Here is a 26,095-nt window from a genome sequence, read left to right as displayed (position 1 = left end):
TGAGGAAGACCCCCGATGGAGACAGCTATGGCCACACCGGCCACACCCGTGGGGAGCACCAGCCCGCCCCCGACCGCCCCGGCGAGGCGCCCCCGGTCCCACCGGACCGCCGTGCCCTGGTGGTTCGTGCTCCCCGCGCTCGCCTTCTTCGCGTTCGCGGTCCTGGTGCCCAGCGCCCGGGGCGCGGCGTACTCCTTCACCGACTGGGACGGCCTGGCCAGGACCTTCGACTTTGTCGGCCTGGACCAGTACCGCTCCCTGCTCGCCGACGAGGCCGCGCGCGGCGCGCTCGTCCACACCCTCCTGATCGCCTTCGCCGTCACCGTCGCGCAGAACGCCGTCGGCCTGCTCCTGGCGCTCGGGGTCAACAGCCGGATCAGATCCCGCAACGTCCTGCGGGTCTTCTTCTTCGCCCCGGCCGTCATCACCCCGGTCGTCACGGCGTACCTGTGGAAGTACCTGTACGCGCCCGAGGGCGCCGTCAACGCCGCGTTCGACGCGCTGGGCCTGGGACTCCTCGCGCAGAACTGGCTCGGGGACAGCGGCATCGCCCTGTGGTCGGTCGTCGCCGTCATCGTCTGGCAGTTCTCGGGCTACTCCATGGTCATCTTCCTGGCCGGGCTGCAGTCCATCCCGCGGGAGGTCTACGAGGCCTCCGACATGGACGGCGCCGGGCCGTTCCGCCGCTTCTGGCACATCGTCCGGCCCATGCTCGCCCCCGCCCTCACCATCAACCTGATGCTCTCCCTCATCGGCGGGCTCAAGCTGTTCGACCAGGTCTGGGTGATGACCCAGGGCGGCCCCGGCGGCGCCACCGACACCCTGTCCACCGTCATCTACCGCGAGGCGTTCCAGTTCAACGCCTTCGCCTACAGCACGGCCATGGCGGTGGTGCTGACGGTGTTCGTGATCGTGCTGAGCGGCGTCCAGTACGGCGCCCTGGGCCGACAGGAGAAGAACTCGTGAAGCGCTACACCTGGCGGACCGGCGTCCTGGAGGCGGCGATGGTCGCCACCGCCCTGGTCTTCGCCTTCCCCGTCTACATCCTCCTGGTCCAGGCGTTCCGCCCCGCGGACGAGACCGGGGCCTCGCCCCTGGCCCCGCCCCGCTCGCCCACCCTGGACAACTTCGGCCAGGCCTGGCAGCAGGCCGACCTGGGGCCGGCCATCGCCAACAGCGCCATGGTCACCGCCGCCAGCGTCGTGCTGCTGGTCGTGCTCTCGGCGCTCGCCGCCTACCCCATCGCCCGCTCCACCCGCGGCTGGTCGCGCGCCGTGTTCGCCCTCTTCATGCTGGGCCTGCTCCTGCCCTTCCAGCTCGCGCTGATCCCGCTCTACCAGACCATGCGGGACCTGGACCTGCTGGGAAGCCCGGTCGCGCTGGTCATCTACTACACCGGCGTGCAGATGCCCTTCTCGGTCTTCCTGTACACCGGGTTCCTGCGCGGACTGGACCGCGGCTACGAGGAGGCCGCGATGATGGACGGCGCCGGCCCCCTGCGCACCTTCTTCGGCGTCGTCCTGCCGCTGCTGCGCCCGATCACCGGAACGGTGGTCATCCTCAACGTCATCTTCGTCTGGAACGACTTCCTCACCCCGCTGCTGTACCTCAGCGGCTCGGGCAGCCAGACCATCCCCGTGGCCCTGTTCGGATTCGTCGGACAGTACGTCTCCCAGTGGCCCCTGGTCTTCGCGGGCCTGATCATCGGCTCGATCCCGGTGCTCGCGGTCTACTTCGCCATGCAGAAGCGCGTCATCCAGGGCTTCGCGGGAGGCCTGAAGGGCTGATCCCCTTCCGGACGAGCCCCGCCCCACCTCCATCCCCACCCCCGCCCGACCTTTGGAGAGACCCATGTCCAAGAAGCCCCTCGCGTCCCTGGCCTGCCTGGCCGCGGTCGCGGCGCTCACCTCGTGCAGCGCCGACGGCGACGCCCCCGGGAACGGGATCACCGTGACCGCCAACTCCACCGACCGCGTGCCCATGGACGAGGTGGTCGCCGCCTTCCGGGAGGCCAACCCCGACACCGGGGTCACCGTCACCTACGCCGACACCGACCAGCTCCAGAGCACCCTGCGCACGCAGCTGTCCTCGGGCACCGGCCCCGACGTCTTCACGGTCTGGCCGGGCAGCGGCAACCCGGCCGCGCTGGACCTGCTGGCCCCCAGCGGCTACCTCGCCGACCTCGGCGACACCGCGTTCGCCTCCGAGATCCCCGAGGGCGACCGCCCCGTGACCGAGTACGAGGGCACCACCCACGTCGTCCCCGTCACCTACAGCGGCATCGGCGTCATCTACAGCCAGGAGGCGCTCGACGGACTGGGGGCCGAGCCCCCCACCACCTGGAGCGAGCTCATCGAGCTGTGCGGAACCGCCCGCGACGAGGACATGAGCCTGCTCGCCCTGGGCAACCAGACCCCCTGGGTGACCCAGCTGGTCACCTACGCGCTGGCCGCCACCACCGTCTACAGCGAGACCCCGGACTTCGACGGGCTGATGGCCTCGGGCGACGCCTCCTTCGCCGACTCCGAGTGGCGGACCGCACTGGAGAAGTACCTGGAGATGGAGGAGGAGGGCTGCTTCAACGAGGACCCCCTCGGCACCAGCTACGAGGCCTCCGTCAGCAGCGTCGTGCAGGGACGGTCGGTCGGCCTGGTCCAGGTCGCCACCACCCTCTCGCAGGTCCGCACCGAGATGGGCGACGCCGAGCTGGGCATGTTCGCCCTGCCCGCCACCGACGACGCCGGGGAGACCCTCATGCCGGGCTCGATCTCGGCCGCCTACGGGGTCAACGCCGAGAGCCAGAACCCCGAGGCGGCCATGGCGTTCGTGGAGTTCCTCGGCTCGGCCGAGGGCCAGGACATCTACGCCACCGAGGGCGGCACCCTGACCGCCCTGCCCGACGAGGAGCGCGAGGCCGACCCGGCCCTGTCCACCCTCACCGAGTTCCAGAGCCAGGGCCGGACCGTGCCCTTCATGGACCAGCGCTGGCCCAACCCCCGCGTCCAGCAGACCCACTTCACCGTGGTCCAGCAGCTCTTCGCCGGCGACATCACCGTCGAGGACGCCCTGGCCGAGATGGACGGCTCCTACCAGGAGGGCTAGGGCGCGCGGTCCGCGGGCGCTCCCGGCGGGACCGGCGGTCGCGCCGACCGCCGCGCCCGGAACGACCCGCGGAACACGCCCCGGCCCCGACCGCCCGGAGCCGGCCCCGGCTCCGGGCGCCCGCCCCGCCCTTCCCCACCCCCCGGGAAACACCATGAAACGCAGAACCCTGCTGTCCGCCGCCGCCGTCACCGCGGCGGCCGCCCTCACCGCCCCACCCGCCACCGCCGCGGCGCGGCCCTCCGCCCCCTCCGGGGCCACGCCCGCCGAGCGCGCCGACGAACTCCTCGCCCGCATGGACACCCGAGACAAGGCCGCCCTGGTGTGCTGCGACTTCGACGCCCTGGCCGCGCTGGGCATCCCCCCGCTGCTGTTCGCCGACGCCTCGGCCGGTGTCCGCGGCGAGACCGGCGTGACCGCCTTCCCCGTGCCCGTCGCCCAGACCGCGACCTTCCACCCCGGTCTCCTGGGCGACATGGGCGCCGCCATCGCCGAGGAGGCCAGGGGCAAGGGCTTCAACAGCGTCCTGGGCCCCACCGTGGACCTGGCCCGCACCTGGCGCTCGGGCCGCACCGCCGAGGGGATGGGCGAGGACCCCCACACCGCGGGACGCCTCGGCGCGGAGATCGCCGCGGCGATGACCGCAGGGCACGTGGCCACCACCGTCAAGCACTTCTCCGCCTACAACCAGGAGTACGACCGGCTCACCGTGGACGTCCGCGTCTCGGCCCGCGCCCTGCACGAGACGCACCACGAGCCCTTCCGGCACGTGGTCGACCGGGTCCCCCACACGTCGGTCATGACCTCCTACCCCCGCGTCAACGGCGTGTACGCGCCGCAGAACCCCGACCTGATCGGCGACCTCAAGGACCTCCTGGGCCTGGAGGGGTACACGGTCCCCGACTTCATGTCCGGCGACGACCAGGTCGCCGCCGCCCTCGCCGGCATGGACCTGGCGGGCCTGGGACCCGACGGCGTGCAGATCTCCCCCGGGGACGCCGCCGCGCTGCCCGCCGACCGCCTGGACGACGCGGCCCGGCGCATCCTCCTCACCATGTTCGCCGGAGGACTCTTCGACCACCCGCTGCCGCCGCCACGGGAGACGGTCAGCACCCCCGGGCACCGGGAGCTGGCCCGCGAGATCGCGGTGCACGGCACGGTCCTCCTCGCCAACCGCGACGCGCTCCTGCCCCTGCCCGAGGGCGCGGGCGTCGCCGTCGTCGGCCCCGCGGGCGCCGACTTCGTCACCGGCATCGAGGGTTCGAGCTGGGTGGAGCCGGGGGAGTGGACCACACCCCTGCAGGCGATCCGGGACCGCTCCGGCGCACACGTCTCCCACGCGCAGGGCAGCCTCGGCGACGTCCCGCTCGACACGGTCCCCGCCTCGGCCCTGCGCACCCCCGCCGGAGAGCCCGGCCTGGCCGGCGCCTACCACGCGGGCCCCGGCCTGGAGGGCGATCCCGTCGCCACCGCGACCGCGGCCGGACTCGACTTCGAGGGCGCCCCCGTCGACGGGCTGCCCGCCGTGTGGTCGGCGCGCTGGAGCGGCACCCTCACCGCCCCGGCCGAGGGCCCGTGCCGGTTCTCCCTGCTCTTCTCCGGACGGGCCCGCCTCGTCCTGGACGGGGAGACGGCCGTCGAGGGCGTCCGCCCCAGCCGCGACTTCCAGTTCGGCCCCCACGCCTACCCGCTGCACGCGGTGCGCGAGTTCACGGCGGGGCAGGAGGTGGAGGTGGCCGTCGAGTACACCAACGACGGCTCCTTCCTCGGCGCGACCGACCTCCGGTTCGGCTGGCAGCCCGAGTCCGGCATCCCCGGGGCCGCGGAGGCCGCCGGCTCCGCCGACGTCGCCGTGGTCGTCGTCAACCGGGTCGCGGGGGAGAACATGGACCACGCCTCCCTCGCGCTCCCCGGTGACCAGGACGCCCTCGTGCGGGCCGTGGCCGCCGCCAACCCGAACACGGTGGTGGTGCTCAACACCGACGGCCCCGTCCTCATGCCGTGGCTCGACGACGTGGGCGCGGTGGTCCAGGCCTGGTACGGCGGCGCCGAGGCCGGACCCGCCCTGGCCTCGGTCCTGTACGGCGACACCGACCCCGCCGGGCGCCTGCCCCTGACCTTCCCCGCGGGGGAGGACCAGGGACCGGGGAGCACCGCCCGCACCTACCCCGGCGAGGGCGGGGCCGTCCACTACGACGAGGGCCCCGACATCGGCTACCGCTTCTACCGGCGCCACGGGCAGGAGCCCCTGTTCCCCTTCGGCCACGGCCTGTCCTACACCACGTACTCCTACGCGTCCCTGGGGCTGCACCACGATACCGCGGCGGGGGACCTCGTCGTGGGCGTCGACGTGCGCAACACCGGGAGCCGCGCCGGCCACGAGGTCGTGCAGGTCTACGTCGCACCGCCCGGGCAGGGGGGCGCCGCCCCGGCCGTGCTCAGGGCCTTCCGCAAGGTCCGCCTCTCCCCCGGGGCCCGGGAGCGGGTCGAGCTGCGCATCCCCCTCACCGACCTGTCCTCCTGGGACGGGACCGCCGGGGAACGGCGCCTCGTACGCGGCCCGTACCGCGTGCGGGTGGGCCGCTCGTCCGACGACCTCCCCCTGGAGAGGACCATCGCCCTCGGCTGAGGACCGCGCCCAGCGGCCCGTCCGGCCCCGCCCGCCCCGGCGGGAGGGCCCGGACGGGCCCGGACGCCGGCTCCCCGCCGGCGACCGGGGGAGGGGCGGGACCGGTATCCACCCGGTGGATGGCGGGTATCCGCGATCCGCTCTTCCGGGCCGCCGCGCTCCCGGGCAGGCTTGACGCGTACGCGCCGCGGGCGCCGGGGCCGCCCGCCGACCCCCGTCCGAGCAGCGAGGAGCGACAGACATGGCCCGGTCCCCCGACGGCGAGTCCGTCATCACGCGGGCGGTCAGGATCCTCGACGCCTTCGGCCCTGAGTCCACGGTCCTGAGCCTGAGCGAGCTCGGGCGCCGCGCCCGGCTCCCGCTCGCCACGACGGCCCGGCTGGTCAAGGAGATGACCCGGCACGGGCTGCTCGACCGCGACGAGCACCGGCAGGTCCTCATCGGCACGCGCATGTGGGAGCTGGCCGAGCGGGCCTCACCGGTCAGGGACCTGCGGGAGACCGCACTGCCCTACATGGGCGACCTGCACGCGGTGGTCGGCCACTCCACCCAGCTGGGCGTGCTCGACGGCGGGGAGGTGCTGTTCGTCGAGCGGCTCACCGCCCCCGGCTCGGTCGTCAACGTCACGAGGATCGCGGGCAGGCTCCCCCTGAACGCCTCCTCGGCGGGCCTGGTCCTGCTGGCCCACGCGCCGGACGGACTCCGCGAGCGCGTCCTCGCCGCACGGCCGACCGCGTACACACGGCACACCCTCGCGGACGGGCAGGCGCTGCGCACCGAGCTCGCCGGGATCCGGCGCCGCGGGTTCGCCTTCTGCCCCGGGCACATCCACCCCGACGCGACGGGCATCGCGGTCCCGGTGCGCCGGGGCGGGCACGTCGTCGCCGCCATGGGGTTGGTCGTGCCCAACGACGACGACGCCTGGACGTTCAGCCGCCCGCTCGTGCTCGCGGGGCTGGCGCTGAGCCGTGCCCTGGGCTGAACGGTGCCAGGGGAACGGGCCGGGACCGACCGGTAGCGGGGGAGCGCGCCGGAGGCCGCCCGGTCCGCCCGGCCCGCGCGGTGCGGCGGACGCCGCCGGCCCTCCCGGCCCCGCGCCTCCGGCGGGGCCGGGAGGGCCGGGCGGTGTGACCCGCGTCATCACCGGCCTTCCGCTGAACGGAAGACGCGTGGACCCGGGAGGGCGGCCCGTCCGATGCTCGTGGCACACCCCGACGCCACGAGGAGGCTCCATGGCGACACCGCCCCCCACCCTTCCCCCCGGCGACCGCGGGTCGACCGCGACCACGTCACTGCTGGTGACCGGGCGGTCCGACGTGGCCGACGGCGTGGTCTCCCTGACCCTCGCCCGCCCCGACGGGGACAGGCTGCCCGACTGGACCCCCGGATCCCACATCGACCTGGCCCTGCCCCACGGGCCCGTCCGCCAGTACTCCCTGTGCGGCGACCGGTGGGACGCCCACAGCTACCGGGTGGCCGTGCTGCGCGAGGCCGGCGGCCGAGGCGGCTCCGCCTTCCTCCACGACCGCGTCCGCGAGGGCGACCGCCTCGGACTGGGCGGGCCGCGCAACAACTTCGTCCTGGCCCCCGCCCGCGAGTACCACTTCGTCGCGGGCGGGATCGGCATCACCCCGCTGCTGCCCATGATCGCCCAGGCCGACATGCTCGGCCTCCCCTGGCGCCTGCTCTACGGCGGCCGGACACGGGCCTCCATGGCCTTCGCCGGCGAACTGGCCCGGGACCACGGCCCGCGCGTGCTGGTCGTGCCCGAGGACGAGCACGGCCGCCCCGACCTGGCCGGCTGGCTGCCCGAGCCCTCGCCCGGTGCCAAGGTCTACGCGTGCGGCCCCGGCGGCCTCCTGGACGCCACGCGCGCCGCCTGCGCGCACTGGCCGCCCGGGCAGGTGCGCACCGAGCGCTTCGCCGCCGCGGACGGGGCGGCGGGGGCGGGCGGGGCCGGGTTCGAGGTGGAGCTGCGCCGCTCGCGCACCACGCTCACCGTGGGACCGGACCAACCGCTGCTCCGGGCGCTGGCGGAGGCGGGCGTCCACGTGCTGTCCTCCTGCCGCCAGGGCCTGTGCGGCACCTGCGAGACCACGGTGCTCGACGGCGTGCCCGACCACCGCGACTCGATCCTCGACGAGGCCGACCGCGCCGCAGGGGACCGCATGTTCGTCTGCGTCTCCCGTGCGCGCTCCGAGCGCCTCGTCCTCGACCTGTGACCCGTCCCCCGGAGGACCGACCTGTGCCCGAGACCGAATTCCTCCCCGCCGCCGCGTCCCTGGACGCCGACCCCTTCGCCCCCGAGGTCCTGGAGAACCCCCTCCCCCTCCAGGCGCTCCTGCGCGAAGCCGGGCCCGTGGTGCGCCTGGAGCGCTACGGCGTCCACGCGCTGGCACGCCACGAACACGTCCACGCGGCCCTGGCCGACTGGCAGACCTTCCAGTCCGCCGCGGGGGTGGGCCTGGCCAACTTCCGGCACGAGGAGCCGTGGCGCCCGCCGAGCCTGCTCCTGGAGGCCGACCCGCCCCTGCACGACGCCCCCCGGGCCGTCCTCACCCGGATCCTCGGGCCCGTGGCGCTGCGGCGGCTGCGCGAGGCGTGGGCCGAGGACGCCCGTGAGCTCGTGGACCGGGTGGTGCGCCGCACCGAGTTCGACGCCGTGGCCGACCTCGCCCAGGCCTTCCCCCTGCGGGTCTTCCCCGACGCCGCGGGCCTGGGGAAGGAGGGCAGGCACCGCCTGCTGCCCTACGGCGACCACGCCTTCAACGCCTTCGGCCCACCGAACGCCCTGGTCGACAAGGGCGCCCCGCGCATCGCGGAGCTCTCCGCGTGGGTCGACGGCCAGTGCGCCCGCGAACGCCTGGCCCCCGGCGGGTTCGGCGCGGCGATCTGGGCGGCGGCCGACCGCGGCGACATCACCGGGGAACAGGCGCCGCTCGTCGTCCGCTCCCTGCTCACCGCCGGCGTGGACACCACCGTCCACGCCCTGGGCGCGGTCCTGCACGCCTTCGCCACCCATCCCGGGCAGTGGCGGCGGCTGCGCGAGGACCCCCGCCTGGCGCGGATCGCCTTCGACGAGGCGGTGCGCTGGGAGTCGCCGGTGCAGACCTTCTTCCGCACCGCCACCCGCGACGTCGAGATCGCCGGGACGACCGTCCCGGACGGGGGCAAGGTCCTCCTGTTCCTGGGCGCGGCCAACCGGGACCCCCGCCGCTGGCACGAGCCCGACGCCTTCGACCTCTCCCGGGACCCCTCCGCCCACGTGGGCTTCGGCATGGGCCTGCACCAGTGCGTGGGCCAGCACGTGGCCCGGTTGGAGGCCGAGTCGCTGCTCACGGCCCTGGCCGAGCGCGTCGAGCACATCGAACCGGCCGCCGCGCCCCGCCGGCACCTCAACAACACCCTGCGCGCCTGGGACTCGATGCCGGTGCGCGTACGCCTCGCCTGACCGGGGAGCCCGGCCCCGCCCCGGGGCGGGGCCGGGCTCCGGCTCCCCGGGGGCGCCGCGGGGCGATGCGCCGGACCGTCGGCGCGGGCCCGTGGGCAAGGCCCGGCCCCCGGCACGTTCCGGGAGGCCGCGTACGTCCGCCGGAGGGTGCGACCGGGGACGTCCGCCCCCGGAGGACGTCGAGCGCGCCCATGACGGGGGTTTTGAGAGGGTACGGGCGCGGTCATGGTACGGTTATGAAAATCATTTCCATACAGACTGTGTCACAGGACCGGAGGACCGTGACGTGACCGGAGCAAGGGGGCTGCGGCGCCGTACGCCGGACCCCGCGGGCGCGCCCCCCGCCGCGAGAAGCCCCCGGGCGGTCGGCTGAGATGCCCAGGGTGTCCCAGTACGACGACGTCGTCCTCGGCGCGCTGGACCGGAGCACGCACTTCCGCAGCTGCCAGGAGATCCACGCCGCCCTCAGCGGGAGGCGTTCGGGCGGCCCCGGGCCGCCCAGCCTTTCCACCGTCTACCGCACCCTCCACCGGCTGGCCCAGGAAGGCGTCCTCGACACCCTCCACTCACCCGGGGGAGAGCGCCTCTACCGTCTGTGCAGGACCTCCTTCCGCCACCACCACCTGCTGTGCCGCGTCTGCGGCCGGGTGGAGGACGTCGCGCAGGCGGACGAACTGGCGGCGGTCGCCGACCGCGTGCGGCGCGACAGCGGGTTCGCGTCCCTGGACTACTCCTTCGAGCTCTCGGGCGTGTGCCCGCGCTGCGCCTAGCACCGCAGCGGCAGGTCGCGCTGTCGTGAACTCGCGTACTGCGTCCGTTCCGCAGGCCAGGACACGCCCCGTGCGAAGAACCCGGGCGGCCGGGGCGCGGTGGGCCGCCGGGGAGTGCTCCCGGGCCGGGAACGAAGACCCCTGCCCCGGCGACGCCCCCAGCGGGCCGGTATGGTCACCGGCGCCCCCGCCGGCCCCTCCGGGAGAGCGCGGGCGGTCGTCCTGCCGCCCCCACCGCCCGTGCCGGGCGCCGTCGTCCCGAACAGGGCCGTGCACGGTGGAGTCCTCAGGGCGCCCGCCCGGGCCCACAGCGGGGCGGGAGGTGAGGGCCCCGCCCGGACCCACGGCGGCGCGGGGGCGCACCGCCGTGGGCGGACACGGACTCAGTCCTCGGGGCTCGGCGCGGGCGGTCCCGGACACGTCTGCGTGGTGGTCCGCCCGGTGGCGAAGAAGTCGACGGCCGCCGAGGCGCAGTCCAGGTCGGAGAGGGTTCCGTGCCCGTCGTCCTCCACGCTCATGACCTCTCCGCCGATGGCCCGCCCCATGTCCAGGGCCCAGACGTGCGGGGTGACCATCTCGTCGACGTGGCCCACCAGCTGCAGGGGGCTGTCCCCGCGGTTCAGGTCCGGCTTCACGCCCTCCTCGGGCCACCCGACACAGGAGTGCTCGTAGAAGCCCAGGGTGCCCATGACGGGGTACCGCTCGGCACGCTCCAACCGGTTCTGCCACACCTGGTCGAAGTCGCGCGGGCTGTCGGAGTCGTTGCACAACAGCGACACCTGCGCGAAGGCGTCGAAACCGCTGGTCTCGGCGTCCCAACCGGTGCCGGGGACGGGCCCGTTGCGAACCCCCCACTCGGGCACGCCTCCGTCGAGGAGCGTGACGAGGGAGCGGGCGTTGGCGGGCCATTCACGTTCGGGGGTGGCCAGCAGCGCGGTCACGGTGCCGCCGTCGGCGACCGTCCCGTCGGGGCCGGTGCGGGGCTCGTCGGTCAGCTCCTCCCGCAGCCCGTACACCTCGTCCCGGATGCGGTCGGCCTCCGTGCCGAGCCCGTAGTGGTCGTCGTGCTCGGCCACCCAGTCGGTGAAGCGGTGGAACGCGGCCTGGGCCGCCATGGCCTGCCCCTCGTCCAACACGGTGACACTGGCCTCGGGCGACATCACCGAGTCCAGGAGCATGGCCTCGACCCGGTCGTCGTACATCGACCTGTAGGCGGCGCCGAGCAGGGTTCCCCAGGACACCCCGTAGTAGCCGACCGTCTCCGCTCCCAGTGCCTCACGGATCAGATCCATGTCCCGGGCCACGTTCTCCGCGGTCAGGGAGGCCACCAGCTCGGGGTCGTGGGCGTGGCATTCGCGGTTGATCCGGCTCTGCTCCTCGGCGACGCGCCGTGCGCTCTCCTCGTCGCTCAGGCCGGGGTCGGGGTCGGCACCCCCCATCTCGCACTCCACGGCGTCGCTGTAGCCCACGCCGCGCGGGTCGAAGCCCACGAGGTCGTGGCCCAGCGCCAGGTCCGCGGCCTCGCTGTCGAGGATGTGCCCGGGCATGGTCACGCCCTGATGCCCCGGGCCGCCGGGGTTGAACAGGATGGGATAGGCGTTCTCCCCGGTGGCGGGCACACGGGTCACCGCTATGTCGATCGTGCGCCCGTCGGGATCCCCGTGGTCCAGGGGCACCGGAACGGTGGCGCACAGGGTGCGGTCGTCGCTCTCGTCCCACCCCCGGGCGACGTCGGAGCACAGCCGCCACTCCGGTTCCGGGCCGGGGGCGGCCGAGGCGGGGGCGGCCGAGGCGGGGGCGGCCGAGGCGGTGAGCAACAGTCCGGAGGCAGCGGCCAGCGCGGCGCTTCGGGCAAGGGGCACGGGGGTTCTCCACTCACATGGTTCTGTTCGGGGTCCGCCGTCCGCGGTCGAACGGCGGGTCCTCCGCAGGCTACTGTCGGCCGCACCGCGCGCGCCTCCCCCCGCCGGAGGACCCGACGGGCCTTCGAACCGACTTTCGTCGGGGGCCGCCCGGGCCCGGACCGCCCCCGACGGGGACCTGTGACAGCCGGGTCAGCCCAGCATCTGCACCAGGCTCAGCCGGTGGTCCTCGGGGCTCTTGAAGTCGGACCACGCCAGGGCGTCCGGGATCTCCCTGCGCTCGCCGCACTCGACGTCCACCGAGGCCAGTCGCTTCTTCTCGGCATCCAGGTCCTCGACCCCGAACAGGACCTTGGCCCCGGCCGCCTCGGCCTCTTCGTCACCCGTGGTCAGGAGCAGGCTCACGCCCTCGCGCAGGTCGAACTCCACGTCGGTGGGGGAGGGTTCCCCGGAGGGTCCGTGGCCCAGCACCTTCGTGTACCACGCGGTCGCCGCCTCCAGGTTCTTGACCGGGAGGTTGATGATGACGAGGGTGGGGCTGAATGCTTCGCTCATGTTCTCCTCTTTCCCTGTTTCTCCCGTGCGCGCGACATCGGGGCCGAACACCGGGCCGGCACCGGCCAGACATTATCCAATCCGGTCCTGGTAAGTCCATTCCTCACTTCTGGTACCTAGGTAGTACCCATGGTCTCTTGTGTCGCGCGGTCCCCGCTTGATATTGCTCCGTTCATGCCGCTGTCGTGCGGACTGGTGTGCTCTCCGGTGAAATGGCAGCGACCTTCCGGAAGTGCTTCGACACCGGCAGGGGAGGTGAACCCGCCCGGCCGGTAGAACGCGTGCCAACCGAGCGGTCACGGAGATACGCCGACTGGTTCCGGGTAACGGCGCGTACGGTCCATGGCCAGGCCACGCCCGGAACCAGCGCATCGAACTCCGCCCCGGACAAGTCCACGCGCGCCCCGCGGACGGTGCGGTCCGGCCGGACCTCGAAGACCCCCGTCCCGGTCCAGGACGGTGCGGCCGACCCCGTCCCTGCGCAGGGCGACCAGTTCGTGGCCGAGTCCGACCCGGCCGGGCAGCAGTCCGCAGCCGCTGATCCCAGCCGGGTCGCGCCGCCGGAGGCGTCCACGATGTCCAGGTGGACGTGGTACCCCTTGCCGTCGAGGTCGCCGACGAAGTCGGTCTGGAAGACGGTGTCGAGGATCTGGGTGCCGCTCGGGCTCCGGCGGCCGACAGGGGGGTGCTCCCGCGAAGCCCTGCCGCAGATTCTCATTCCTACTCCTCCGCGCCGGGGGTGGATCGTCATTCACCCTGGAAATGAACACGGGGGAATATTTCGGACGGTCGCATGAGTCGTTGAATGAGGCAGGGTCCTAGATCTCGGTTCCTCGCCTTCTGTGTCCGGGGCATTGCTTTGAATAGTGGCCGACTCTTTTCTCCGGTGCTTTTCCTTGGAAATCCCTCGGGAGGGCGAGGGAATCCCCCGGTGGGGCGGGAATGGAATTCCGGTTCGCGGCCTCCGGGTTGCGGAGGAGGCGTTTTCCGGACCCCGGCGCGGGGGCGTCGTCCTCGTGGCGGCGCGCGGGCCCCGGCCGCGCGGGGCGGCCGGGGCCCCGGTGTCAGGAGGGGTTGCGGGCCAGGACGAGGTCGGTCAGCTCCTGGCTGGGGAAGTCCATGACGACGACGCCCGTCCGGGGCGCCCGCGAGGAGCGCAGGTGGTCCACGGCGTAGGCGTTGACGCCCCGCTGCCCCAGGGCGCCCCACGCCACGTCGCGCGGGTTGGCCCACGGGGCGCCGCTGCCGCTCAGGTGGTTGACGTACAGCAGGTCGGCGGGGCCGCCGGCCGCCGCGTCGAAGTGCGCCCGGGCGCTGTCCCACTTGGCGGGGATGTCGAAGAGCGTGGGCACGCGGTAGTCGTCCTGGACGCTGAGAGCGGGCCCGTTCCAGTGGACGCCGTAGGAGCGGGAGGCGGCGAAGTCCTGCACGATGACGATCCGGCCCCGGACCTCGCCCAGGTCGGGCACCCGGTTCCCGTCCCCGTCCGGGACCCACAGGTGTTCCGCCAGCACATCGCGGGTGTCCGGGTTCTGCTCGATGTAGTGGTCCAGCGTCTCCTCGTAGCTGCGGGTGTTCTCCTCCTCGGTGTGCTCCTTCTTGAGCCGCATGAGCACGGTCTCGCCCGGGTTCCGTTCGAGGAAGGCGCCCACGTCGGTGACCACGTCGGTGAAGTTGAGGTGCAGGTACTCGGCCCCGTGGTGGATGGGGAACGCGTCGCGGTAGTGGCGCGTGCGCACGTCGAGGAAGCGCACACCGGAGTCGAGCTGCTGGGCGATGGTCAGGTCCTGGGTGCGGGACCACACGGATCCGCGCCAGGCGCCGCTGTCGTGCGTGCCGGGCACCGACAGCGCGGACAGGCTCGCGCCGTCGGGCAGCGCCGCCATCCAGGAGGAGTGCTCGACCAGGGGCGCCGGCGCCGGGGCCGGGGCCGCGGAGGCGGGGGCCGCCGGGGCCAGCAGGGCGGGGAGGACGAGGAGGGCGGACAGGGCCGCGGCCAGCAGGGCCGCGGGTCCGGTCGGGGAGGCGGGGCCGGGGGAGGGGAGCATGGGGGCTTCCTTCGGTCACGGGGGCGGGCGCGCCGCCGGGGCGCGTCCGGAACGCCGTCCACACTGCCACGGCGCGACCGTCCTGACACCCCCTGTGCGCGTCCGCCGCCCGCTCCCGCCGCGAGCGGCGGACGTCCTGGACCTCAGGGAGAATCTACGTCGTAAAGGTGGGACTGCGGATGGTCCTCCCACCCCACGAGTTATGGCGAACACGCCGCGGAAGGGCGCCGGTTTCCGTAAGGTGGTCCCTGCGCGCACGCGCGCATGCCGGTGCGGGGCAGCGTGGACGGATGCCCCGCACCGGCCTCTCCCGTGCCCCGCCCGGTCGCCGCGTGATGACGCCGCAGCCTCCGGCCCCGACCGGCCGGGAGGGGTACCTGCGAAGCCTCATCCCCACCGGTGGGTGCGGGGCAGGAGGGCCTGCGGCGCGATCTCCAGCATCCAGTGCTGCCGTTCCGACCAGCCCAGGAAGCGCCGGGCACCGTCACTTCCACCCTCCACCAGGGGCCCGCCGTCGACGACCCGGCGCAGACCGGCCACCACCGGAGCCATCCGCTCACGGGTGTGGCGGGGGCGCGCGAGAAGGGATTCCTCCATCCGCGCCACCACCTCGCGCTGCTCCGGGACCGGGCACAGGGACAGGAAGAACACCGCCTGGCGCCACGAGAACGCCGCGCTCCGGACGTGCCCGAGGGGAGTGCCGACCCGCGGCAGGCGCTCGACCGCCGCGACGGCCAGGGCGTGGGCGCGCCACGCCGGGTCAGCCCACCCCGCCGCCGGTACGGCCCCGGCCACCACCAGTGTGGCCAGGTTGTGGGTCGTGAGGATCTGCGCCTGTTCGATCACCGTGCCGCTGGACGCCACCCCGGACCTCCGCAGCCCCGCGCGCTCCGCGCACAGCACGGCGAAGGGGGAGGCCCGGTCGGCGGACCCGGCGGGCGGTGCCTCCTCCAGGGCGAGCACCCCCGCGCAGTCGATGCCGTAGTAGCGGGCGTAGGCGGTGCCCTCCACCAGCGAGGCGGCGGCCTTGGCGGCACGGAGGAACTTCGGCGCGAACTCGCCCGTGAAGATGTCGGCGGCCAGCTCCTCCAGCCACGGCAGGTCCAGCCCCGCGGACCGGGACACGGCGTTGAACTCGCGCACCAGAGGGTTGGGCAGGACCGTGCCGGGGAAGTGGGTCAGCGCGGACGTGCCGAGCTCGGGGACCAGCCGCGAGACGGCCTCCCGGCGGGCCCCCGTGTCGGAGAGGTGGGACCGCAGCGCCTGCACCCACGGCAGCCGGTCCGCCCGGACCTGGCTCTCCAGGTTCAGCAGCATCAGGGAGCGCCGGCGGCTGAACGCCCGGTGGTGGGCGGCGACCAGCCGGGAGAGTGCGGGGTCGGGTGCGGCGGAGGCCTCCGCGGACGCGGTGAGGGCAGGGACCAGCTCCGCCATCACCTCGGCGGAGGGGACCACCCCGAGTGCGACCAGGTCGTCCAGGGGCGCGGCGGCGGCCCGCAGGGCGATGCGGCGCACGGGGGCGGGGACAGGCCAGCCCACGGGGACGCGGAGACCGTCGGCCTCCTCGCGCGTGGCCGGGGCGAGCGCCTCCTCGATCCGGGGCACACCGGAGTTCTGCGGCAGCCCGGCCAGGCGGGCGGACACGAGCCCGGCGAGCACGTCGTGGGTGGGCCGCGCGGCGTGCGCGGACTGCGCGGTGCGCAGGGCGGTGTGCGCGGGGGAGCCGGGCAGGCCGCGCTTGCGCACCATGGAGTCCACGGCGTGCTGGAGCAGGCCGCGGCTGCGGGCGGTGGGCCCGTCCGACTCCACGGCCTCGCGCAGCGCGGCCAGCATGACCGCCAGGTTCTCCTTGGGCCTGCGGTGCTTGGTGCACAGTGTGTGCTCCGCCGACAGCCGTGCGTACTCGGCGAGTAGATCCGCTCCCCGGGCCCTCCAGCCCTCGGGTCGGCGGCCGTCCACGCGGTCCCCCTCGCGGGTCTGCCACCAGTGGGCGAGGACGCGGTCGGCGAACGGGTTCCACACGGCCAGGGCCTCCTTCTGGACCAGGGGCCGGTTCTGGGCGGGGGACCTGCGCCGCGCGCGCCGGTCCAGGTCCGCGCGCACCTCCCCGGCGGAGGCCCGGTGGACCACGCGGCCGGGCAGTTCGTGGGGCGGAGCCGGCCGGGGCGTGAAGCACAGGGTGTCGGCGAAGGGCTCGACCGCGGCGAGCAGCCGCAGCGCGCCGGCGGTGTCTCCGGCGCGCACCAGCCACGCCATGCCGAGCAGGGCGGCCTGTTCGGGCACGTCGATCTCGTAGGCGCCGCTGTCCAGCAGGGCGGACAGCTCGGCCATGCCGTCCTGGGCGAGGTGGTGGGCGTACAGGGCCGAGCGCGTGGCGGGCAGGCCGTGCCGCCGGGCCAGGTCCTCCTCGTGCGGCCGGAGGCGGCCGCCCGCTGCCGCCCTCCCGGTGGCGAAGCCGCCGGGGGCGATCTCCAGGGTGACCCAGGGGGGCAGGTGACGGATCGGGGTGCTGGATCCGATGTCGAGGGTGCCGTCGGCCATGCCCGCGACGACGAGCCGCCAGGCGTCGGCGCGCTTCTCGGCGGCCTCGCGGACACGGGGGTCCTCGTGGGTGAGCGCGGCCGTGAACGCCTCGGCGAGTCGGCCGACGGCGTAACCGGGGTTGGCCCGGGCGGGTGCGGTGTTCTCGTCCATGCCGACGTGGCGGGTTCTGCCCCCGCGTCCTCCCGGACCGGAGCCGGGTGCTCTGCTGCTGAGCTACACGTCGTGGTGGCCCGGTGTCTCGGACCGCCCCGTCCCCGAAACCCTCGGGGTCGGGCCCGGGTCGCCGGCACGGCGGGTTCTGCCCCCGCGTCCTCCCGGTCCCGAGCCGGGTGCTCTGCTGCTGAGCTACGTGCCGTGGCCGCGGCCCGTCGGCGGCGCCCTTCCGGGTGGTCCGGGGGCCACGGCGTCGGGCCGTACTGCGTCGCGCGCCTCACCGTAGCCGTCCCGGGCTCCGGGGGAAAGGGGTTTTCGCGGGTGGGGCGCCGGGACCGTCGGCGCCCTCCCGGGCGCCCGGGCCGCGGGAAGCTCCCCCCCCGGGACGGGGAGGGGACGAACCTGCGGGGCCGCCGAGCGCGGCCGGGTTCAGGCCGTGGGGTCGAGGCCGTGGGAGCCGGCGAAGCGGGTCGCCAGGGAGAAGACCGCGCAGGGGGCGGGGAGCGGCCCCCGGCGCAGGAGGGTGTTCAGGCAGGGGCACCACGGGGCGCGTCCCTGGGACAGGCACGCCAGGACGCCGAGCAGGCGCAGGGACAGGGCGATGTCCTCCAGGTGCGGGCCGGGGTGCTCGACGCGGGCCCGGGTGAAGGAGCGGGTGCTGACCTGGCTCTCCTTGGCGTGGGCCAGGGTGCGCGCGATCCGGTGCTCGTGGGTGCGGGGCAGGTCGGCGAAGCCGTGCTCCGCGACGCGGTGCAGGGCGCCGACCGCGACGGCGCGCGGGGACTCGCAGGCGCGGGCGAGGGCTTCGAGGGCGGGGCAGTCGGCGCGCGAGCGGGAGGAGGCGACCCTGTTCCACTGGGCGGCGGGGACCAGGGAGGCGAAGCAGTCCAGGGCGGCGCGGCCCTCCGGCGGGAGAGGGCGTGGGGGGTGTGGTCCCGGCAGGGCGGGACCAGGCGTCGGCGTCGGCAGCGTCCGTGGTCCAGGGTGGGGCCGCCGCAGGGGAGCGCGCGGCCGGTTGTCCTCGCCATGACCACGAGGTTCCAGGATCGGGCCGTTCGCGGCCATGCCCCGGGGGGTGAGGTTGTCCGGTCCGCGCGGTAAGGGGGAGGGTCTCGGGGAGTCCGCCGTGGTCGGCGTGCCCCGTCGCCGACCGGGGGAGCGGTCCTGCCGCGGGCGGCGGCGTCCGGTGCGGACCTGTCTCCGGTGGGCGGTGACCGCCGTGCGGCGTCCGGCGCGGGAGCGTCGGCGGTCGGGCCCCGGTGACCGCGGTACGGCGGCCGGCCGGGGAGCCGGGTGGGCGGGTGCGCCCGAGGGACGGCACCCGCCGCCGGTCAGCGGGTCTTGATGAACGCGGGGATGATGCCGGCGATGAGCATCATCGACAGGCTCACGACCATGAGCACAAAGGCGATGGTTCCGACCATGGTGTTTCCTCACGTTTGTTGTTCCCGGACACCGCGCGCGGTGCCCGCCGCGCGGTCGACGCCCGGTGGGCCGGGCGCGCCGCGTGCCTCTTCGGTGGATCACCCTATCTCGCCCCCGCGCCGGTTCCCCGGCGGGTGCCCGCACTGGTCGGAGGGGTCGCGGGGCGGGGCGGCGGGGTCCTCAGCGGCCGTCCCAGGACCTCCGGTAGGCGTCGACCAGCCAGCGGTCGGCCCAGGCGCGGTCGGGCTCCCCGGGAAGGTCGGCGTGGTCGCACAGCCGCACCAGCCGCTCCTCCAGGTCCGCGGCGCGCTCGAGGGCCTCGGCGCGGCTGTGTTCGCCGCGGCGCAGCTCCAGCAGCCAGGTGCGGTCGGGGCCGGGCATCGGCAGGGTCAGCCGCCCGGTCTCCATGAGTTCGACGCCCTGGATGCCGAGCCGGACCATGTGGTAGGCGTACTTGGTGTCGAAGCCGTAGGTGTCGACCAGTTCGGGCCTGTTGGTGTGCTTGCCGCCGCGCAGGCCCTCCATGCGTTCGCGCTGGGCGCGCAGGTAGCCGAGGAAGCGGTGGCCCGACCGGCGCGACACAACGCGGTCGGCGCAGGCGCGCAGTTCGCGGCCGGTGTCCGTGACGGCGACGATCTCGCCGTCGGGGACGAACAGGGGCAGCAGGACGGTCGGGTTGCCGTCCAGGGCCAGGCGCATCCACTTGCGCAGCGAGTAGACGGTCAGGTCGAGGTCGCCCGGGCCGGAGCGGGTGTGCTCGGGCCGGGTGCGGAAGACGTACTGCTCGAAGGCGCGCAGTCCGATCACGTACTCGGGCGGTTCGACGCAGATGCCCATCTCGTCGCGGTCGTTCTGTCCGTCGACGGCGACCCCGTGGACGCCGGATCCCACCTGGCAGCGCAGGACGGTGCCCTTCTCGGCGATGCGTGCGTACTCGGGGGCGGAGTGCTTCACCTGCGGCTCCTGGTCGTCGCTGTGCGGAAGGGGGTGGGGGCAACCTACCCTCCGGGGTGCGGGCGGTTCGACTCCTTTTCGGCGGTCGGGGGCGGGGGAAGGCCTGTGGGGCGGGGGATTCGGGCGGTTCGGTAGTTGCCCGCCGGTCTCCGGGACCGTTTACTTGTCCGCGTAGCGCCCCTTTTCGGGTACTTCCGAGCGACATGCACAGAAAGAGGCATTCCGTGCCCCCCGTGACTTCCGAGGGTCCCGCCCCCAGGATCGACACCTCCGTCCCCCACAACGCCCGTATCTGGAACTACTGGCTGGGAGGCAAGGACAACTACCCGGTGGACCGGGAGATGGGCGAGCAGATCCGCTCGTTCTTCCCGGAGATCGTGGACAACGCGGTCGCGGACCGCGCCTTCCTCGTCCGCACGGTCACCCACCTCGCGCAGGAGGAGGGGATCCGGCAGTTCCTGGACGTCGGCACCGGCCTGCCGACCCACAACAACACCCACGAGGTCGCCCAGTCCGTGGCCGCGGACGCGCGGGTCGTCTACGTGGACAACGACCCGCTCGTGCTCACGCACGCGCGGGCGCTGCTGACGGGGTCGGACCAGGGGGCGACCGACTACGTGGACGCCGACCTGCGCGACCCCGACGCCATCCTGAGCGCGGCCTCCGCGACCCTGGACCTGTCGGAGCCCGTGGCCCTGATGCTGCTGGGCGTGGTGAACTTCGTCGCCGACGACGGCGAGGTCCGCTCGATCCTGGACAGGCTCCTCGACGCGCTCGCGCCGGGAAGCTTCCTGGTCGTGTCGCACCCCACGGACGACATCGACCACGAGCGCGCCCACCAGGTGGCGGCCGCGTGGAACGAGCGCGGCACCCCCAAGCTCACCATCCGCTCGGCCGAGGGCATCGCGGCGCTCTTCGACGGCCTGGAGCTGCTGGAGCCGGGCGTGGTCTCCTGCTCCCTGTGGCGCCCGGGCCCCACCGAGGTGGGCGAGGTCCGTCCGGTGGCCGAGTACGGCGGGGTGGCCCGCAAGGGGTAGGGGCGCGGCCCGGGGCGGGGGCCTCCCGCGGGCTGCGGCCCGGACGCCGCCGCGGGCGGCCCTCCGGCGGGGCGGTCCTGGCCGTTCGTCCCCGCTCCGGGGCCCTCCGGGCGTATCGATTGCGCCACGGAACCCCCGGGGGGAGGCGTCGCCCCTTTTGTACCGTGCGTCACACCCCCTACATTCTTGCCACTGGACGGGCGGACTCCGTCCCCGCACGAAGGAGGGGCCGGTGGCGGCCACCGAACAACGCAGGGCGACCTGGAAGCAGCTCGGGCCGGGCATCGTCGTCGCGGCCACGGGCGTCGGCGCGGGCGACATGGTCGCCACGCTCATCGCGGGCAACCGCTTCGGCTACGCCCTGCTGTGGGCGACGATCGTCGGCTGCCTGGTGAAGATCTCCCTGGCGGAGGCCACCGGGCGCTGGCACCTGGCGACCGGGCGCACCATCTTCGACGGGTGGAGCAGCATGGGGAAGTGGACCACCGTCTACTTCGCCCCCTACATCGTGATCTGGGGCTTCGTCTACGGGGCGAGCGCGATGACCGCGACGGCCCTGCCCCTGGCCACCCTCTTCCCGGCGCTCCCGCTGGAGCTGTGGGCGGTCCTGGCGGGCGTCTCGGGGCTGGCGATCGTCTGGTTCAACCGGTACGCAGTCTTCGAGAAGATCATGACGGTCCTGGTCGGCGTCATGTTCGTGACGGTGGTGGGCCTGGCCCTCTACGTCGGGCCGGACATCGGCCAGACCCTGCGCGGGCTCGTCCCCCTGCTACCGGAGGGGTCGGTGTTCTACACGCTGGGCCTCGTCGGCGGCGTGGGCGGCACCATCACCATGGCGGCCTACGGGTACTGGGTGAACGCGAAGGGCTGGCGCGACTCCGGCTGGATGCGGATGATGCGGCTGGACAACCGCGTCGCCTACGTCACGACCGGCGTCTTCGTCGTCGCGATGCTCGTCGTGGGCGCCGAGCTCCTGTACGCCAGCGGCATCGCGCTGGAGGAGGGCGACCAGGGGCTCCTCCAGCTGGGCGACATCCTGCGCGAGCGGTTCGGCGGTTTCGTGGCGACCGTGTTCCTCGTCGGCTTCTTCTCCGCCGCCTACTCCTCCATCATCGGCGTGTGGCACGGCGTGAGCCTGCTCTTCGCGGACTTCGTCAACCACGTGCGGGGGCGCACCGACACCGACCCCGGGGAGAACGAGAAGAGCTGGGCCTTCCGCGGCTACATGCTGTGGCTGACCTTCCCGCCCATGCTCCTGCTGCTGGTGGGCAGGCCCTTCCAGCTGATCATCGCCTACGGCGTGCTGGGCGCGTTCTTCATGCCGTTCCTGGCGTTCACCCTGATGTGGCTGCTCAACTCCTCCCGCACCCCCCGCGAGTGGCGCAACGGCTGGCTCAGCAACACCGGGCTGGCCCTGGCGGGCTCGCTCTTCGTGGTCCTGTGCTGCTACGAGCTCTACGGGATCCTCGCCGGGGCCTGACCCCCGCGGGACCCCGGTGCTCCCGGCCCGCTCGCGCGGGCGGGCCGGGAGCGTCCGCGCGGGCGGCCTCACCCGGCCCGTGCGATGGCGATGGTGGCCCCCAGGCGGGCGCCCGCCTCGTAGAACATGTACTGCGTGCCCCCGTCCGACCCGTAGGAGGGGGCCGCGCTGCGGCCCGAGTCCGGCGGCCCCGCCAGGGGGCTGTGGACCACGCCCAGGTGGTTGCGCAGGGAGAAGTCCCGCCCGACCTCGGTGAGGCGGATGTCGCCCCGGTCGGTGTGGTAGGCGACGTAGGTGCTCCCGCCCCGCTCGAGGACATGGGGCCCGGACAGGTTCGCCACCCCCACGGAGGAGTGGGAGACCAGCGGCCGGGGGTCGAAGTCGAAGGTGATGCCGTCGGCGGACCACCCCCACCCGATGGAGCGGTTGCCGCCCGTGCTGTTGCGCATGAACACCATCACGTAGCGCGCGCCCCGGTCGGGCAGGGGGTGCTCGAAGACCCGGGCGTAGGAGGCCTCCGTGGTGCCCGGCACCATCGCCGTGGTCAGCACGGTGCCCTGGTAGTCGAAGTCGATCCCGTTCCGCGAGCGCGCCAGGCGCGTGGTGGTGTTCTCGCCGTGGAAGTACAGCCACATCTCCCGGTGCTCGGCGTTCCACATCACGTGGGGCGAGGAGACGTGGCTGACCGAGTAGTGCGGGGACCAGGTGCGGGACACGATCGGGTTGCCCGGGTGCTCGGTGAAGGGGCCCTCCGGGCTGTCGGCGTACGCCAGGCAGATGCCGCCGGGCGCGTCGTGGGGGGCGTAGTAGAGCAGGAAGCGGCCGGGGGCGCCGGAGAGCCTCCCGGCGGTGCCGCGCAGGCACGGGAAGATCAGCTCCCCCGTCGGGTTGTAGGCCAGCGACGAGGTGTCCAGTGCCTCGCGCAGGAACGTGTACCGGGGCAGGACCGGGGCGGTGCGGGCGGCGCCCGCGGGCGCCGGCCCGAGGAGGCCCGGGGCGAGGAGGCCCGGGGCGAGGAGGGCCCCGGCCGCGGCGGCCCCGGCGCCCAGGAGCGCGGTCCTGCGGCCCACGCCCGGGGCCGGTGTGTCGGGGGAGTGTGCGTCGGACATGACGGTTCCCTTCCGGAGCGTGTCGGGGGGTGCTCCGAGGCCCAGAGTCTCTGCCAGGGACGATGCGCCAGTCAAGGACCTAATACGTATTAGTGAAACTCCATGGCCATCAGCCGGAAATCCGACCGACACCTCTTGACATACCGCGTGGCGCGGCTCACAGTCATGGACTAATGCGCATTAGGGCGCCGTATCAGAGGAGGAACAGGTGACCGACGCAAGCCGGGAGAGGGCCGCCGGGCGCCGCAGGCCCCGCCAGTCCGACATCGCGCGGGTCGCGGGCGTCTCCCAGGCCGCCGTCTCCCTCATCCTGCGGGGGACGCCCTCGGGCATGGCGCTCGCCAGGGAGACCCGGCAGAGGGTCCTGGACGCCGCGGAGGAGCTCGGCTACGTGCCCGACCCCGTGGCCACGCGGCTCGCCTCCGCGCGCAACGCGATGCTCGGCCTGTACACCTTCAGCACCACGTTCCCCACCGACGTCGCCCACTCCTACTACCCGGTCCTGGCCGGGGTGGAGGAGGAGGCGGCCGCCCAGGGGCAGGACCTCATCCTGTTCACCGGCTCCGCCCGCGCCGCGGCGCGGGCGCAGGACCCGGCCGCGGTACGGCGCGTCCGCGTCGCCGACGGCTGCCTGTTCTTCGGGCGCCACGTGCCGGAGGAGCCCATCCGGCGCCTGGTCGAGGACGGGTTCCCCTTCGTCTACATCGGCCGCCGGGACGAGCCCGGCGTCCCCTACGTCGGCGCCGACTACGTCCCGGCGTCGGCGCAGGTCGTGGCGCGACTCGTCGCGGCGGGCCACCGAAAGATCCGCTACCTGCGCGAACACGACCAGGCGCCGGCCTCGGCCGACCGGGAGGAGGGTGTCCTGAAGGGCGCCCGCGAAGCCGGCCTGGACACCCGGGGCCTGGTCGCGCCGACCGACGGTACCGACGCGGACGCCCTGCTGGGCGGCTGGCTGGCCGAGGGCGTCACCGCCGTCGTCGTCGAGCAGACCGACACCGGGGCAGCCCTGGCGGGACTCGGGGCGGCCGTGGGCCGGGCGGGCCTGGACTGCCCCGGGGACCTGTCCCTGGCGGTGCTCGGCGCGGCCACCGGGACCCGTGGCCGCGCCCCGGGCGGGGGCGCCGCGTTCAGCGGGTTCGACGTCCCCATGCGCGAGATGGGCCGCGACGCCGTCCGCCTGCTGCTGGAGCTGATCGCGGGCTCCCCCGGGGCGGCCACCCGGCGCCTGCTGCCCTGCGAACCGGTGGAGGGCGGCACGATCGCCGCCCCCCGCCCGCCGAAGAAGCACACCTGAGAGGCACACGATGACCCAGACCCGTACAGAGATCCTCGTCGTGGGCGGGGGACTGGGCGGCGTGGCCGCCGCGCTGGCCGCCGCCGACTCCGGCCGCCGCGTCGTCCTCACCGAGGAGACCGACTGGATCGGCGGGCAGCTCACCTCGCAGGCCGTCCCGCCCGACGAGAACCCGTGGATCGAGCAGTTCGGCGCCACCGCCTCCTACCGCCGCCTGCGCGAGGGCGTCCGCGACCACTACCGCCGGGCCTACCCGCTGCGCGCGGAGGCCGCCGCCTCCCGCACCCTCAACCCCGGCGCCGGCCGGGTCAGCAAGCTCTGCCACGAGCCCCGGGTCGCCCTGGCCGTCCTGGAGGAGATGCTCGCACCCCACCGTGCCGCCGGGCGCGTCACCGTGCTCGAACGGCACCGTCCCGTGCAGGCGCGCACGGACGGGTACCGGGTGGACTCCGTCGTCCTGGAGGACGCGCGGGGCCGGAGGCACACCGTCGCCGCCGACTACGTCCTCGACGCCACGGAGAACGGCGACCTCCTGCCGATGGCGGGGATCGACCACGTCACCGGCGCGGAGGCCAGGTCCGAGCACGGCGAGCCGCACGCACCCGAGACCGCCGACCCCGCCAACCTCCAGGGCATCACCTACTGCTTCGCCGTCTCCCACCACGAGGGCGAGGACCACACGATCGAGCGCCCGCGCATGTACGACTTCTGGCGCTCCTACCGGCCCGACTTCTGGCCGGGCCCCCTGCTGGGCTTCGCCGCGCCCGACCCGCGCACCCTGGAGCCCTCCCGGCGCACGTTCGTCCCCAACCCCGACGTGGACCCCCTCGCCGTGGCCGCCGACCAGAGCGCCGACGCCGGGGACAAGGAGCTGTGGGGCTTCCGCCGTATCCTGGCGCGCGGCATGCACCGCCCCGGCGCGTTCGACTCCGACATCACCCTGGTCAACTGGCCGCTCAACGACTACTGGCTCAAGCCCGCCCTGGAGATCGAGGGCGTCGTGGACGCCGCGACCGTCCGCGAGGCCCACGAGGAGGCCCGCCAGCTGTCCCTGTCGGTCCTGTACTGGCTCCAGACCGAGGCGCCGCGGCCCGACGGCGGCACCGGGTTCCCGGGACTGCGGCCGCGCCCCGACGTCACCGGCGCGGAGGGCGGGCTGGCCAAGGCCGCCTACGTCCGCGAGTCCCGCCGCATCCGGGCGGTCACCACCGTCACCGAGCACGACGTGTCCCTCGACCTCGTGGGGCCGCACGGCATCGTCCGGCGCCACGACTCCGTGGGCATCGGCAGCTACCGCATCGACCTGCACCCCTCCACCGGCGGCGACACCTACGTCGACATCGCCAGCGTCCCGTTCGAGATCCCCCTGGGCGCGCTCCTGCCCGCCCGGGAGACCAACCTGCTCCCCGCCGCGAAGAACATCGGCACCACCCACATCACCAACGGCTGCTTCCGGCTGCACCCCGTCGAGTGGAACATCGGCGAGGCGGCCGGGCGGCTCGCCGCCTTCGCCCTGGAGCAGGGCACCACACCGCACGCCGTCCGCGACAAGGCCGACCTCCTGGAGGCCTTCACCGCCCTCCTGGACCGCACCGGCGTCGAACGCCACTGGCCCGACGTCCGCGGCTACTGACACCCCTGGGCGCCGCCGACCGCACCCCGCCCGGCCGGCGGCGCCC

The 26,095-nt window shown here is 74.3% G+C and carries 19 protein-coding genes, 2 tRNA genes and 1 pseudogene; 12 read left to right on the top strand and 10 right to left on the bottom strand.

The window, feature by feature from the left end:
• Positions 1 to 27: 27 nt before the first annotated feature.
• The 8 genes from ACQPYD_RS17290 to ACQPYD_RS17255 all read left to right on the top strand — a co-directional run bounded on the left by ACQPYD_RS17290 (position 28) and on the right by ACQPYD_RS17255 (position 9,952).
• Positions 28 to 966: a carbohydrate ABC transporter permease gene (locus ACQPYD_RS17290; protein ID WP_433696625.1), complete on the top strand. Its 939-nt coding sequence runs from the start codon at positions 28 to 30 to the stop codon at positions 964 to 966.
• On the top strand, positions 963 to 1,787 hold the full coding sequence (locus ACQPYD_RS17285; protein ID WP_352985194.1) for a carbohydrate ABC transporter permease: 825 nt from the start codon (positions 963 to 965) through the stop codon (positions 1,785 to 1,787). Before ACQPYD_RS17290 ends, ACQPYD_RS17285 begins: the two co-directional genes overlap by 4 nt.
• A 64-nt stretch (positions 1,788 to 1,851) precedes the next feature.
• On the top strand, positions 1,852 to 3,102 hold the full coding sequence (locus ACQPYD_RS17280) for an ABC transporter substrate-binding protein (RefSeq protein ID WP_433696624.1): 1,251 nt from the start codon (positions 1,852 to 1,854) through the stop codon (positions 3,100 to 3,102).
• 154 nt (positions 3,103 to 3,256) lie between these two features.
• On the top strand, positions 3,257 to 5,731 hold the full coding sequence (locus tag ACQPYD_RS17275; RefSeq protein ID WP_433696623.1) for a glycoside hydrolase family 3 protein: 2,475 nt from the start codon (positions 3,257 to 3,259) through the stop codon (positions 5,729 to 5,731).
• A 241-nt stretch (positions 5,732 to 5,972) separates the two neighbouring features.
• Entirely contained in the window at positions 5,973 to 6,713 is a 741-nt protein-coding gene (locus ACQPYD_RS17270) for an IclR family transcriptional regulator (protein WP_433696622.1), read from the top strand.
• 250 nt (positions 6,714 to 6,963) lie between these two features.
• Positions 6,964 to 7,953, top strand: coding sequence for a PDR/VanB family oxidoreductase (locus ACQPYD_RS17265; protein ID WP_433696621.1), 990 nt, complete (start codon positions 6,964 to 6,966; stop codon positions 7,951 to 7,953).
• 23 nt (positions 7,954 to 7,976) lie between these two features.
• On the top strand, positions 7,977 to 9,182 hold the full coding sequence (locus ACQPYD_RS17260) for a cytochrome P450 (RefSeq protein ID WP_433696620.1): 1,206 nt from the start codon (positions 7,977 to 7,979) through the stop codon (positions 9,180 to 9,182).
• A gap of 374 nt (positions 9,183 to 9,556) precedes the next feature.
• Positions 9,557 to 9,952 carry a Fur family transcriptional regulator gene (locus ACQPYD_RS17255; RefSeq protein WP_433696619.1) on the top strand — a complete coding sequence of 132 codons (396 nt, stop codon included), beginning with the start codon at positions 9,557 to 9,559 and terminating at the stop codon, positions 9,950 to 9,952.
• A 383-nt stretch (positions 9,953 to 10,335) separates the two neighbouring features.
• Here ACQPYD_RS17255 and ACQPYD_RS17250 read toward each other — a convergent pair whose 3' ends face one another.
• The 9 genes and pseudogenes from ACQPYD_RS17250 to ACQPYD_RS17210 form a co-directional block, all read right to left on the bottom strand.
• Positions 10,336 to 11,814 (bottom strand): alpha/beta fold hydrolase, encoded by a 1,479-nt coding sequence (locus tag ACQPYD_RS17250; protein WP_433696618.1) that lies wholly within the window; start codon positions 11,812 to 11,814, stop codon positions 10,336 to 10,338.
• A gap of 192 nt (positions 11,815 to 12,006) precedes the next feature.
• On the bottom strand, positions 12,007 to 12,369 hold the full coding sequence (locus ACQPYD_RS17245) for a VOC family protein (RefSeq protein ID WP_433696617.1): 363 nt from the start codon (positions 12,367 to 12,369) through the stop codon (positions 12,007 to 12,009).
• Positions 12,370 to 12,485: 116 nt separating this feature from the next.
• Positions 12,486 to 12,635 (bottom strand): annotated as a pseudogene (locus ACQPYD_RS17240) (FAD-dependent oxidoreductase); the annotation flags it as partial.
• Positions 12,636 to 13,433: 798 nt separating this feature from the next.
• Entirely contained in the window at positions 13,434 to 14,417 is a 984-nt protein-coding gene (locus ACQPYD_RS17235) for a phosphatidylinositol-specific phospholipase C (RefSeq protein WP_433696616.1), read from the bottom strand.
• Positions 14,418 to 14,804: 387 nt separating this feature from the next.
• Complete coding sequence (locus ACQPYD_RS17230; protein ID WP_433696615.1) at positions 14,805 to 17,111, bottom strand: transcriptional regulator; 2,307 nt, start codon at positions 17,109 to 17,111, stop codon at positions 14,805 to 14,807.
• Between the two features lies 1 nt (position 17,112).
• A tRNA-Arg gene (locus ACQPYD_RS17225) sits at positions 17,113 to 17,184 on the bottom strand.
• A 60-nt stretch (positions 17,185 to 17,244) separates the two neighbouring features.
• Positions 17,245 to 17,316 (bottom strand) — tRNA-Pro (locus ACQPYD_RS17220).
• 227 nt (positions 17,317 to 17,543) lie between these two features.
• Entirely contained in the window at positions 17,544 to 18,179 is a 636-nt protein-coding gene (locus tag ACQPYD_RS17215) for a hypothetical protein (protein WP_433696614.1), read from the bottom strand.
• Between the two features lie 540 nt (positions 18,180 to 18,719).
• Positions 18,720 to 19,493, bottom strand: a complete 774-nt coding sequence (locus ACQPYD_RS17210) for a nucleotidyltransferase domain-containing protein (RefSeq protein ID WP_433696613.1) — start codon at positions 19,491 to 19,493, stop codon at positions 18,720 to 18,722.
• Positions 19,494 to 19,717: 224 nt separating this feature from the next.
• On the opposite strand from ACQPYD_RS17210, the gene ACQPYD_RS17205 reads away from it, so the two are divergent.
• Together ACQPYD_RS17205 and ACQPYD_RS17200 are read left to right on the top strand one after the other, a co-directional pair.
• Complete coding sequence (locus tag ACQPYD_RS17205) at positions 19,718 to 20,530, top strand: SAM-dependent methyltransferase (protein WP_433696612.1); 813 nt, start codon at positions 19,718 to 19,720, stop codon at positions 20,528 to 20,530.
• A 232-nt stretch (positions 20,531 to 20,762) separates the two neighbouring features.
• Entirely contained in the window at positions 20,763 to 22,010 is a 1,248-nt protein-coding gene (locus tag ACQPYD_RS17200) for an Nramp family divalent metal transporter (protein WP_433696611.1), read from the top strand.
• A gap of 68 nt (positions 22,011 to 22,078) precedes the next feature.
• On the opposite strand, the gene ACQPYD_RS17195 is transcribed toward ACQPYD_RS17200, so the two are convergent.
• The gene (locus tag ACQPYD_RS17195; RefSeq protein ID WP_433696610.1) at positions 22,079 to 23,119 is read right to left on the bottom strand and encodes a hypothetical protein; all 1,041 of its coding nucleotides are present in this window, start codon (positions 23,117 to 23,119) and stop codon (positions 22,079 to 22,081) included.
• Between the two features lie 208 nt (positions 23,120 to 23,327).
• Here ACQPYD_RS17195 and ACQPYD_RS17190 point away from each other — a divergent pair, with 208 nt between their 5' ends.
• Both ACQPYD_RS17190 and ACQPYD_RS17185 read left to right on the top strand, forming a co-directional pair.
• Positions 23,328 to 24,416 (top strand): LacI family DNA-binding transcriptional regulator, encoded by a 1,089-nt coding sequence (locus ACQPYD_RS17190; protein WP_433696609.1) that lies wholly within the window; start codon positions 23,328 to 23,330, stop codon positions 24,414 to 24,416.
• A 10-nt stretch (positions 24,417 to 24,426) separates the two neighbouring features.
• Positions 24,427 to 26,049, top strand: a complete 1,623-nt coding sequence (locus ACQPYD_RS17185) for an FAD-dependent oxidoreductase (protein WP_433696608.1) — start codon at positions 24,427 to 24,429, stop codon at positions 26,047 to 26,049.
• Positions 26,050 to 26,095: the final 46 nt, after the last annotated feature.

The sequence above is a fragment of the Nocardiopsis sp. CA-288880 genome, assembly GCF_050955985.1.
Classification (GTDB): Bacteria; Actinomycetota; Actinomycetes; order Streptosporangiales; family Streptosporangiaceae; genus Nocardiopsis; species Nocardiopsis tropica.
The sequence above is the reverse complement of the archived record's forward strand: the minus strand, read 5'-3'. Positions and strand labels throughout refer to the sequence as shown.